The sequence below is a fragment of the Caulobacter sp. GW821-FHT09B11 genome (assembly GCF_059418205.1).
The window spans coordinates 148,028-159,138 of the sequence record NZ_JBWKPK010000012.1; the positions used below are offsets into that span (position 1 = coordinate 148,028).

Below are 11,111 nucleotides of genomic sequence, written 5' to 3' on the forward strand. Positions count from 1 at the left end.
CGGCGTCTTGCGGGTTTGCGGCCCGAACAAGACTTCAAGGGACGTTCCGAAATGAAGATTCGACTTTTCGCGGCGACGGTCGGCGCGGCCTTGCTGGCGGCCGCCGGCGCCCAGGCCCAGGACGGCGGCGATTTCGCGCTCGGCGCCAATGTCGGCACGCCCGGTCTCGGGATCGAGGGCCTGTATCGCCTCAACGACAGCTTCGTGGTCCGCGGCGGCGGCGACTGGCTCGACTTCGACCACGACGAGACCTATGGCGACATCGCCTATTCCGGCAAGCTGAAGTCCAAGACCGGCGGCGTCTTCCTCGACTGGCATCCGATGCAGGGCGGCTTCTTCGTCTCCGGCGGCAGCTATTTCGGCAAGCGCAAGATCAACCTCTCGGGCACGCCGACCCGAAACACCGAGATCGGCGGCGTCACCTTCACGCCCGAGCAGATCGGCACGATCACCGGCGACGTCCAGCTTTCCGACGCCCAGCCGTTCGTCGGCCTGGGCTGGGACAACACCTTCAGCGGCGACGGCGGCTGGGGCTTCCGCGTACTGGGCGGCGTGTCGTTCAGCGACAGCCCCAAGGTCGACCTGACCGCTTCGGGCGGAACGCTGTCCAACGACCCGACCTTCCAGTCGCGCCTGCGCGAGGAAGAGGCCGAGGTCCGCGACGACGCCAAGGACTTCAAGTACTTCCCGGTGGCCCAGGTCGGGCTGACCTATCGGTTCTAACGTCCCCAAAGCTCATCATCCCGGAAAGCCCGAAGGGCTCATCCGGGTCTCAGGGGACTGTGGCCGAGGCGATGGGGCGGCCCCTGGGTCACGGCTCTGCGCTTCGCTTCGGCCGGGATGACGACGGATTTTGGCCCGCTACGCCACCAGCGCCGCCCGGATCGCGCCCGCCGCCGCCATGGCGTCGGCCGGGGCCAGCAGCACCTGCAGGCCCCGCTGGCCGCCGTTGATGTAGACGCGTTCGAGCACGAAGGCCTCGTCCTCGATGGCGGTGGGGACCTTCTTGCGCTGGCCGAACGGGCTGACCCCGCCCACCTTGAAGCCGGTCAGGCGCTCGGCGTCGGCCGGCTTCATCATGGCCGCCGCCTTGCCGCCGAAGGCCGCCGCCAGCTTCTTCATGCTGACCTCGCGGTCGGACGGCACGATCACGCAGACCGGCTTGCCGTCCACCTGGGCCATCAGGGTCTTGAGCACTTGTCCGGGCTCCACGCCCAGGGCCTCGGCGGCCTGCAAGCCCACGCGTTCGGCGTTGGGATCATAGTCGTAGGTCGCCACCTCGAAGGCGACGCCGGCCTTGGAAAGCGCCAGGGTCGCGGGCGTGCTCTTGGACATCGGGACTCTCCCAACCAACTGCCGCGGTTGATGGCGCAAACCGCAAAACCCGTCTAGCAGTCGGCCTCTGTTTTCCGACGGACCGCTCGCAGATGACCCGCGCCGAGATCGAACCCTTCCACGCCATCGGCATCAGCCGCCTGGCGCATCAGTTGAAGGGGGAGGGCGCCTCGATCATCCACATGGAGTTCGGCCAGCCCTCGACCGGCGCGCCCGCGCCCGCCATCGCCCGCGCCCACCAGGTGCTCGACAGCGATGGCATGGGCTATTGGGAGAGCCCGGCGCTCAAGGCCCGCATCGCCCGTCACTATCAGGAGACCTACGGCGTCGCCATCGAGGCCGAGCAGGTGATCCTGACCTGCGGCGCCTCGCCGGCCCTGGTCCTGGCCCTGTCCAGCGCCTTCTCGCCCGGCGACCGGGTGGCTCTGGCCCGGCCGGGCTACGTCGCCTACCGCAACAGCCTGAAAGCCCTGCACCTGGCGCCGGTCGAGATCGCCTGCGGTCCCGAGAGCCGCTACCAACTGACCGCCGCCGCCCTGGCGGCGCTGGAGCCCGCTCCGGCCGGAGTGATCATCGCCAGCCCGGCCAACCCGACCGGCACCATCATCCCGCCGGAGGAACTGGAAGCGATCGCCGAGGTCTGCCGCGAGCGGGGCATCCGCATCGTCTCCGACGAGATCTATCATGGCCTCAGCTATGTCGACCCCACGCACTCGATGCTGGAGTTCGAGCCGACGGCCCTGATCGTCAACAGCTTCTCCAAGTATTTCAGCATGGTCGGCTGGCGGCTGGGCTGGCTGGTCGCGCCGGCCGACCTCGTGGTCCGCGCCCGTGCCTTCGTCGGCAACCTGTTCCTGACCGCCCCGTCGCTCAGCCAGCACGCGGGTTTGGCCGCCATGGACGCCCGCGACGAGCTGGAAGGCCACGTCGCCGTCTATCGCGCCAACCGCCAGCTGCTGCTCGACGCCCTGCCGGCCCTGGGCCTGACCGCCATCGCCCCGCCGGACGGGGCCTTCTACATCTGGGCCGACATCGGCCACCTGACGGACGACAGCCTGGCCTTCTGCGAGCGCCTGCTGCGCGAGACCGGCGTGGCCACGGCCCCCGGCCTCGATTTCGACCCGGTCGAGGGACGACACTTCATCCGCTTCAGCTTCGCCGTCTCGACGCCGCTGGTGAAGGAGGCGCTGGAGCGCATCACGCCCTGGTTCGCGGCTCAAACTGCATATTCCAAATAATGCATTGACTATCCATTATGTGAGAATAAACCTGCGCTCGTTCCGGTGTTGAATGGGCGGGTAGTCTTCCGTCTGCGCGGCGTCTCGACCGCCCCGGTACGGGAGGGCGCACCGCCATGGATCCTTTCAACCGCCGCGATTTCCTGCGCACGGCCGCCGTGGCCGGGGCCATGGTTCCCGTCGCCGCACAGGCCGCCCAGGCCGCCGTTCCGGCCCCTGTCGCGCTAGACGCTGACGGCGTCCGCTGGCTCGACGGCGCGCCGCCCGCCGCCCACGAGGGCCAGACCTTCGGCCTGCCGTGGCCGCGAGGCGCCCAGAAGGCCAAGGCGACCTTCACGATCGCCGGCACCGACGGCCGGCCCGTGCCCGTCCAGACCTGGCCGCTGGCCTACTGGCCCGACGGCTCGCTGAAGTGGACCGGCCACGCCGTCCCCGCCGGCGCCGGCCTCGCGCCGGCCCTCAAGGTCGCGCCCGGCAAGCCGGTCGCCCCCGCATCGGGCGTCTCGGTGCGTGAGACGCCCGACGCGGTCGAGATCGTCAGCGGCGAGCAGTCCTGGCTGATCCCCCGCAAGGGTCCCAACGTCATCGCCCGCGCCACGGTGGCCGGCCGCGAGACCCTGCGCGACGTGCGCCTGGTGGCCCTGACCCAGGACAAGCCCGACCTCGACGATGGCCCCGTCACCCAGACCCGCTTCGAGGGCGAGGTCACGGCCGTGACCGTCGAGCAGAAGGGCCCCGTCCGCGCGGTCGTGAAGCTGGAAGGCAAGCACCGCCAGGGCGACCGCGCCTGGCTGCCCTTCACCCTGCGCCTCTACGTCTATGCCGGCGCCCGCTCGCTGCGGATCATGCACAGCTTCATCTTCGACGGCGACGAGAACCGCGACTTCCTGCGGGGCCTCGGCCTCGTCGGCACGGCGCCGCTGACCGACGCCCTCTACGACCGCCACGTCCGCTTCTCGGGCGAGGGCGACGGCGTCTGGGGCGAGGGCGTGCGACCACTGACCGGCCTGCGCCGCGATCCCGGCAAGGAATGGCGCGACGCCCAGGTGGCCGGCCGCAAGACCCCGGGGCTCGAGGGCATGGCGCCGACGGTGTCCAAGCGCCTCGACCTGATCCCGGCCTGGGGCGACTTCACGCTGAGCCAGCCCAATTCCGACGGCTTCTCGATCAGGAAGCGCACCAAGGCCGGCCACGGCTGGATCGACGCCGTCACCAGCGGCCGGGCCACGGGCCTGGGCTATATCGGCGGGGCCGGCGGCGGCGTCGCCTTCGCCCTGACCGACTTCTGGAAGCGCTGCCCCACGCGCCTGGACATCCGCCACGCCCATACCGACGCGGCGGAGTTCACCATCTGGCTGTGGTCGCCGGACGCCCCGGCCATGGACCTGCGCTTCTACCACGACGGCCTGGGCATGAGCGACCACGCCGCCGAGCGTGAAGGCCTGGAGATCACCTACGAGGACTATGAAAAGGGCTGGGGTCGCCCGCTGGGCATCGCCCGCACCAACGAGATCACCCTCTGGGCCCTGCCGACCACCCCGTCGCGGGATGAGTTCGCGGCCATGGCCGGCCGCCTGCGCGCCGCCCCGCGCCTCGTGGCCACCCCGGCCCGCCTGAAGGCGGCCCAGGTGTTCGGCGACTGGAGCCTGGTCGATCGCTCCACCCCGACCCGCCGCGTCATCGAGGACCAGAACGACGGCCTGCTCGACTTCTACATGAAGGACGTCGAACAGCGCCGCTGGTACGGCTTCTGGAACCACGGCGACGTTATGCACACCTATGACAGCGACCGTCACGTCTGGCGCTACGACATCGGCGGCTTCGCCTGGGCCAATTCCGAGCTGTCGCCGGACCTGTGGCTGTGGCTGTCGTTCGTGCGCTCGGGTCGCGCCGACGTCTTCCGCCTGGCCGAGGCCATGACCCGCCACACCGGCGAGGTCGATGTCTGCCACCTTGGCCCCTATCGCGGCTTCGGCACGCGCCACGGGGTCCAGCACTGGGCCGACAGCTCCAAGCAGCCGCGCGTCTCCAACGCCGCCTATCGTCGCTACTACTACTACCTGACCGCCGACGAGCGGGTCGGCGACCTGATGCACGACCTGATCGGCTCGGACGAGACCCTCAGCCGCGTCGATATCAGCCGCAAGCTGCCGAACGGCCCGGCCTCGCACCCGCCGGGCGTCGTCGACATGGGCTTCGGCACCAGCTGGAGCGCCTTCGCCGCGGCCTGGCTCACCGAGTGGGAGCGCACCGGCGACAAGCGCTGGCGCGACCGCCTCGTGGCCGGCATGGACAGCATCGCGGGCCTGAAGCAGCAGTGGTTCGCTGGCGGCGCCGACTTCGACCTCAAGACCGGCCGCTTCCTGGGCGCGGGCGACAAGGTCAGCGTTTCGCACCTCAACGCCGTGTTCGGCGCGGTCGAGGTCCATTCCGAGCTGTTCCAGCTGATCGACAGTCCGGCCTACAAGGGCGCCTGGCTCGACTACTGCCAGTTCTACAACGCCTCCGACGCCGAGTTCCGGGCCAAGACCGGCGCACCGGCCAAGGGGCGCAACCTCAAGGAAGGCCATTCGCGCCTGACCGCCTACGCCGCCTTCCAGCGCAAGGACCCGGCCCTGGCCGAACGCGCCTGGCTGGAGTTCTTCAGCGGCGATGCGGGCCTGGGCATCGGCGCGGTGGCCAGCGAGCGCCGCATCGAGGGTCCGGCCGTCATCGAGCCGATCGTCGAGATCCCCCGCGTCTCGACCAACGCCTCGTCCCAGTGGGGCCTGGCGGCCATCCAGAACCTCGCTTTGGTCGGCGACGCCCTGGAAACCGCCCGCGCCAAACTCCAGTCCGCCCCCCGCCGCTCCAACGGCGGCGACGCCGGCAAGGACGCGTTCTGAACCTGCTCCTCCCCCGTGCAAACGGGGGAGGAGGACCACGAAGTGGTGGAGGGGGCGAGACTGGGCTCCGCGCATCCCCCTCCCGCAAAATCCCCGCGAAAGCGGGGACCCAGGCTTTTCCGTTCCCTCTCCCCTTGCGGGAGAGGGTGGCCTGCGAAGCAGGTCGGGTGAGGGGTCTCTCAGAACCCAACACCGCATGCGGCGGTCAGGCCGGGCGGGGCGTCTCAAGTCTGAGAGACCCCTCATCCGTCGGCCTTCGGCCGCCACCTTCTCCCGCAAGGGGAGAAGGATCGCGGACGGGGATACAACGCCGTCTATCCCCGGCGACCGTTCCAAAGACCCCAACCAATCCAGCGGCTTACAACTTTCTCACCGCTCTGGATCAGACGCGCTCAAACCACCCGCATAATCACTGGGTCTCGCCGCACCGAAGGGGCGCGCGGCCAGCGACCATGCGGCGGCGGGATGCGATCGAGCGGGACTGGGGCGGATTGGGAAGATCCGTCGCGTCCGGGGACCTGGCGCTGGCCAGGCCCGCCCGTCGTCTGCTTGGGCGAGGATTACAGAGCACCCCTCTCCTCGCCGCCGTCCAAACGGGAAACCCGGCGGATGGTTCTGGTAAGGCGTTAAGAGCGCCGCCGCCCGGGAAGCCGGCAGCCAAACGACCGCGCGGAGCGCCTAGGCTTCGTCGAAACGGTACACACAACAACACCTCCGGGCGTCGCCCGGGCGCTCCGCTCTCCTTCATCAGCTCAGCGCAATCGCGCGTGAGATCGCCCACCCGTTCCCTCTCCCCTTGCGGGAGAGGGTGGCCTGCGAAGCAGGTCGGGTGAGGGGTCTCTCAGAACTCAACACCGCGTACAGCGGTCAGGCCGGGCGAGGCGTCTCACATTTGAGAGACCCCTCATCCGCCGGCTTTCGGCCGCCACCTTCTCCCGCAAGGGGAGAAGGATCACTCCGCGGCGATCGGCAGCGGCGGTTCGGTCTGCGAGCCGCCGCGCTGGGCGGCCAGGGGCAGGCGGACCTGGGCCATCAGGCCGCCTTCGACGTTTTCCAGCCGGATGTCGCCGCCATGCGCCCGGACGGTCGAGCGCGAGGTGGCCAGGCCCAGGCCCACGCCCTGCTTGGTCGAGGTGCGGGCCGCGACGCTGCGGTAGAACGGGGTGAAGACGCGCTTGAGCTCGTCCTCGCTCATGCCCGGACCACGATCGCGGATCTCGGCCACGGCCTCGTCGCCGTCGACATAGAGGCTGACCCGGGCGCTGTCGCCGTACTTGACGGCGTTGTCCACGAGGTTGGTGAACACCCGTTGCAGGCCCAGCACGTCGATCTCGACCTGCGGCGTCTGGCCCGGCTCCAGGGCGACGTCGCCGCCGGTGACCTCGGCGTCGTCGACCACGCATTCCAGCAGCGAGCGGAGGTCCACGTGCTGGCGGGCGCCGGCCTCGGCGTTCTCGCGCATGAAGGCCAGCACCGAATTGATCATCGCCTCCATCTGGTCGATGTCCTGGCCGATCTCGCGGCGCAGGGTCGGGGAGGCGCGTTCGAGCCTGAAACGCATGCGGGTCAGCGGCGTGCGCAGGTCGTGCGAGATGGCCCCGATCATCGCCGTGCGGTCGTTGATGAACCGGGTCAGGCGGGCCTGCATCTGGTTGAAGGCGCGGGCCGCGCGGCCCACCTCGGCCGGACCGTCGGCGGCCAGCACCGGCGAGGACGGGTCGCGGCCCAGGGCCTCGGCGGCGTCGGCGAAGCCGGCCAGCGGCGCGGCCAGGCGGCGGGCGAAGACGTAGCCGATCGGACCGACGATGGCGAACGAGACCAGGAACCACAGCAGCACCCGGCGCTGCCAGCTGTTGGGGAAGCCCTCGGGCTTGGGCTGCAGGGTCACCCAGCGGCCGTCGGAGACACGCAGGGCGGCCACGAAGTCGCCCTCGATATAGGGCGCGGGGGCCAGGCCGAAGAGGCCGCGCGCCACCGGCGCGGCCAGCGGGCGGCCTTGCGGCTGCGGCTTGGCGGCGGGCTTGGCCGGGGCGGTCGTCGCAAGGCGCGGCGCGGCGCCGATCGCCTCGCTGGCCGGCTTGGCGCGGGCCGTCAGGGCGGGGGCGACGGCGATCGTGTGGGTGCTGACCGGCGCGTCGTCGTCGCGGACGTCTTCCGGCGGCAGGGCCTCGATCGGATCGACGGCCTGCGGGGCGCCGATCGTGAAGCTCGACGAGCGGAACGGGGCGGTGAACAGCGGGTCGGTGGCGAAGCGCGGCTGCAGGCGCTGGCCGATGCGCGGCGGACCGCCGATGACGCCGCCCGGAGGCGCGCCGCCGGCCCCGATCCCAGGGAAGCGCTGCTGGCCGTAGCGCGAGGACGTCGCGCCGGCCGGTCCGATGGCGCCGCCGGGACGATAGTCGGGACGGGTCGCCCCGCTGCCGGCCAGGGCCGCGCGGGCGGCGCGCCACATGGCGGGATTGTTCTGGGCGGCGCTGACCGGGAAGCCGACCGAGCCGGGGCCGACCGAGGGCTGCATCATGCCGCCGCCGGGGGTCATGGCCCGACCGCCGGGGGCTGGGCCCTGGGCGTAGGCGCTGGAGCCCAGCAGGACCGTGAAGGGCAGGGCGGCGGCGTCGGCCCGGCGGCTGGCCGCGCCCGCGCCGGCGAAGGGCGGCGGGGCGTAGAACAGCAGGCGCACGTCGTCGGGATCGGCGTTCAGCAGGCGGGCCAGGTCGGCGCTCGACTTCTCCGAGGCCACCCAGCCGGGGCTCGACAGTGAGGGCGGCTCCTTCTCGACCGTGCGCACCAGCGGACGGGTTTCGCTGGCGTCGATCGGTCCGCCCTTCAGGCCGGCGGCGATGTCGGCCAGGCTGTGCTGGGCCGGCGGCTTGGGCGGCAGAAGCAAGGTCAGCGCCAGGGTCGCCAGCTGGGCGACGACGAGGCTGGCCAGCAGCAGGGCGACGATCTGCAGGGCGATCGGGGCGCTGGGACGACGCAAGGAGGCGGCCAGGGTCTTCATTCGACCACCACCTTGGCGTCCAGAACATAGCCGACGCCGCGATAGGTCTTGATCAGTTCCTGATCGCACTGGGCCTCGATCTTGCGGCGCAGGCGGCTGATGTGCAGGTCGACGCCGCGGCCGACGGTCTCGGCGGCCTCGCCCCGGATGACGGTCAGCAGGTCCTCGCGCGACACCACAGAGCGGGCGTTGTCGAGCAACAGCGACAGGATGGCCAGCTCGCCGCGCGTCAGCAGCAGCAGCATGCCGCTCGGCGCGGTCAGCTGGCGGGCGGCCAGGTCCAGGCGGAAGCCGGCGAAGGCGTAGGTGTTGCGCTTGGGGTTCTTGCCCGCAGGGCCGGCGGCGCTGCGCCGGCGCAGCAGGGCCTTGACCCGGGCCAGCAGCTCGCGCGGGGGGATCGGCTTGACCACGTAGTCGTCGGCGCCCAGCTCCAGCCCCAGGATCCGGTCGACCGGCTCGCCCATGGCGCTGAGCATCAGGATGGCCGGTCCGTCGCCTCGCGCTAGCTGGCGGCACAGGGACAGGCCGTCCTCGCCGGGCAGGTTGACGTCGAGCACGACCACATCGACGGCGCGGGCGTCCAGCACCTCGCGCGCGGCGCCGACCGTCGAGGCCTGGCGCACCGCGTAGCCCTGGGCGCCGAGGTAGCCGGCCATCTCGCGGCGGAGGACGTCGTCGTCTTCCACCAGGAGGACGGTCGCGGTCTCGGTGATCGAGGCGTCGGGGGTCATCGCGTCCGGACTATGACACACCGAAAGGCTCCGAGTCATAGGGGGAGGGGCTGCAAGCGGGCCTCTGCGCGCGTCACGACGTCGCGCGAGGGTGGTATTTGCGACCGAGGCGGGAAACGCGATCATCGTTCCGCTCCGCAGTTGAGCGTCAGGATATCGAGGATCCGCCGCTCGCCGCCGATTCGGCCCAGCTGCACGACCACGTCGACCATGGCCCCGACGTAGTCGATGGTCTCGCGGCGCGAGAGGGCCATGCCCGCCTGCATCGTCATGAGGGCGATCTGCTCCAGGGCGCCGCGCGGCGTGCTGGCGTGCACCGTGCTCAGCGAGCCGGGGTGGCCGGTGTTGATCGCCCTCAGGAACGTCGCCGCCTCGCGGCCGCGCATCTCGCCCAGGATGATCCGGTCGGGGCGCAGCCGCAGGGCGGCCTGCAGCAGGTCGTCGACATCGACCCGCGCCTCGCCCTCGTCGCCCTTCACGGCCACCAGGCCGAGCGCGTTGGGCTGGGAGAGGGCCAGTTCCGGCGCGTCCTCGACCAGCACGATGCGGTCCTCGACCGGCGCCGTGCGCAGCAGGGCGTTGAGGAAGGTCGTCTTGCCCGACGAGGTGCCGCCCGAGATCAGGATGGTCTTCCGCGCGGCGACGGCGTCGCGCAGGAACTCGATCGGCTCCTGGCGGGCGGCGGCGTCGAGGGCTTCGGGCGAAGCGGGCGCGGCCGGCGGTGGCAGGGGACCCTTGCGGAAGGCCTCCAGGTCCAGGTCGGCCAGGCGATGGCGGCGGATGGCCAGGGCCCAGCCGGCGCGGGTGGCGGGCGGTCCGACCATCTGCAACCGCTCGCCGCCGGGCAGGGTGGCGGCCAGTAGAGGGCTCTGGCGGTTGACGCCCTGGAAGGTCCAGCGCGCCACCTGGGTCGCCAGCCGTTCCAGCAGGCGGTTGTCGATGGCGGGGACGAGCACGCGCTGCATGCTCCGCGCGCCGGCGGTCTCTATCCACACCTCGCCCGGCCGGTTGACCAGGATTTCCGAGACGTCGGCGCGCTCCAGCCACGGCGCGAACGGCGCCAGGTAGGTGCGCAGATAGACGTCCTGCGGGGGAAGGGCCGCCGGGGCGTTCACCGGCCGAATTCCAGGTCGCGGGCGACGAACACCTGCACCGGCGTGCCCTGGGCCACGCGGATGGTCGGCGAGATCTTGCCGTCGGTCTGCAAGGCTTGGCCGGCGGCGCTGGACGCGTCGCCGCTGGAGCCGATGACCACCGTGCTCGACGAGCCGTCGCCCAGCGACGAGGCCGCGCCCGAGACCACCGACAGCAGGATGGCCGCCCCGAACCGCTGGGCGAAGTGGCGGTCGACCTTGCCGCCGACCCCGGCCTGGCCGCTCTCGTCGGTGACGGGCGAGGCCAACTGCACCGAGACGCCGTCGGGGCGGATCAGGCGGGTCCAGACCACCAAGGCCCGGCTCTGGCCGGTGGCGACGCCGCTCTTGTATTGGCCGATCAGCCGGCTGCCGCGCGGGATCAGCACCCGCGAGCCGTCGAAGCCCCGCACGTCGCGGCTGACGATGGCGCGGGCGTAGCCGGGCAGGTCGGAGTTCAGCGCCGTCTCCAACACCGCCGGGATGATCGCGCCCTGCACGACGGTGCCGGCCGGGTCGGAAAGGCTGGAGGCGCGGGCGCTGGGCGGGGCGTCGTTTCCGGCCCGCAGCGCGAACTGCTCGTCGGCGCTCAGCTGGCCCTGCGGCGCGGCCGAGGCGGCGAGGCCGCCCGAGACGCGCGGCGCGGCGGCCTCGATCGCCGTGTTGTCGATGACCATCGGCCCGGCCCGCGACTGGTTCGGATCCACCCCGACGGGCGGCGGCGGTCCGGGCGCGATCTGGGGCGCAGCGGCGGCGGGTGGCGGCGGGGCGGCGGCCAGGACCACCGG

The 11,111-nt window shown here is 71.6% G+C and carries 8 protein-coding genes; 3 read left to right on the plus strand and 5 right to left on the minus strand.

Translation table 11 applies throughout. The features are described 5' to 3' along the window. The first annotated feature begins 51 nt into the window (after positions 1 to 51). The gene (locus AC07N1_RS11350; protein ID WP_494671908.1) at positions 52 to 723 is read left to right on the plus strand and encodes a hypothetical protein; all 672 of its coding nucleotides are present in this window, start codon (positions 52 to 54) and stop codon (positions 721 to 723) included. 138 nt (positions 724 to 861) lie between these two features. On the opposite strand, the gene ybaK is transcribed toward AC07N1_RS11350, so the two are convergent. Then, entirely contained in the window at positions 862 to 1,335 is a 474-nt protein-coding gene (gene ybaK, locus AC07N1_RS11355) for a Cys-tRNA(Pro) deacylase (protein ID WP_494671909.1), read from the minus strand. 92 nt (positions 1,336 to 1,427) lie between these two features. On the opposite strand from ybaK, the gene AC07N1_RS11360 reads away from it, so the two are divergent. Both AC07N1_RS11360 and AC07N1_RS11365 read left to right on the plus strand, forming a co-directional pair. After that, positions 1,428 to 2,573, plus strand: a complete 1,146-nt coding sequence (locus tag AC07N1_RS11360) for a pyridoxal phosphate-dependent aminotransferase (protein WP_494671910.1) — start codon at positions 1,428 to 1,430, stop codon at positions 2,571 to 2,573. 116 nt (positions 2,574 to 2,689) lie between these two features. Next, positions 2,690 to 5,458, plus strand: coding sequence for an exo-rhamnogalacturonan lyase family protein (locus AC07N1_RS11365; protein ID WP_494671911.1), 2,769 nt, complete (start codon positions 2,690 to 2,692; stop codon positions 5,456 to 5,458). Positions 5,459 to 6,410: 952 nt separating this feature from the next. Here AC07N1_RS11365 and AC07N1_RS11370 read toward each other — a convergent pair. The 4 genes from AC07N1_RS11370 to AC07N1_RS11385 all read right to left on the minus strand — a co-directional run. Beyond that, entirely contained in the window at positions 6,411 to 8,459 is a 2,049-nt protein-coding gene (locus AC07N1_RS11370) for an ATP-binding protein (RefSeq protein WP_494671912.1), read from the minus strand. Then, on the minus strand, positions 8,456 to 9,211 hold the full coding sequence (locus AC07N1_RS11375; RefSeq protein ID WP_494671913.1) for a response regulator: 756 nt from the start codon (positions 9,209 to 9,211) through the stop codon (positions 8,456 to 8,458). Before AC07N1_RS11375 ends, AC07N1_RS11370 begins: the two co-directional genes overlap by 4 nt. A gap of 101 nt (positions 9,212 to 9,312) precedes the next feature. Next, complete coding sequence (virB11, locus tag AC07N1_RS11380) at positions 9,313 to 10,305, minus strand: P-type DNA transfer ATPase VirB11 (RefSeq protein ID WP_494671914.1); 993 nt, start codon at positions 10,303 to 10,305, stop codon at positions 9,313 to 9,315. Next, positions 10,302 to 11,111 (minus strand): TrbI/VirB10 family protein (locus AC07N1_RS11385; RefSeq protein WP_494671915.1); only part of this gene is annotated, 810 nt, incomplete at its 5' end. The genes virB11 and AC07N1_RS11385, both read right to left, overlap by 4 nt.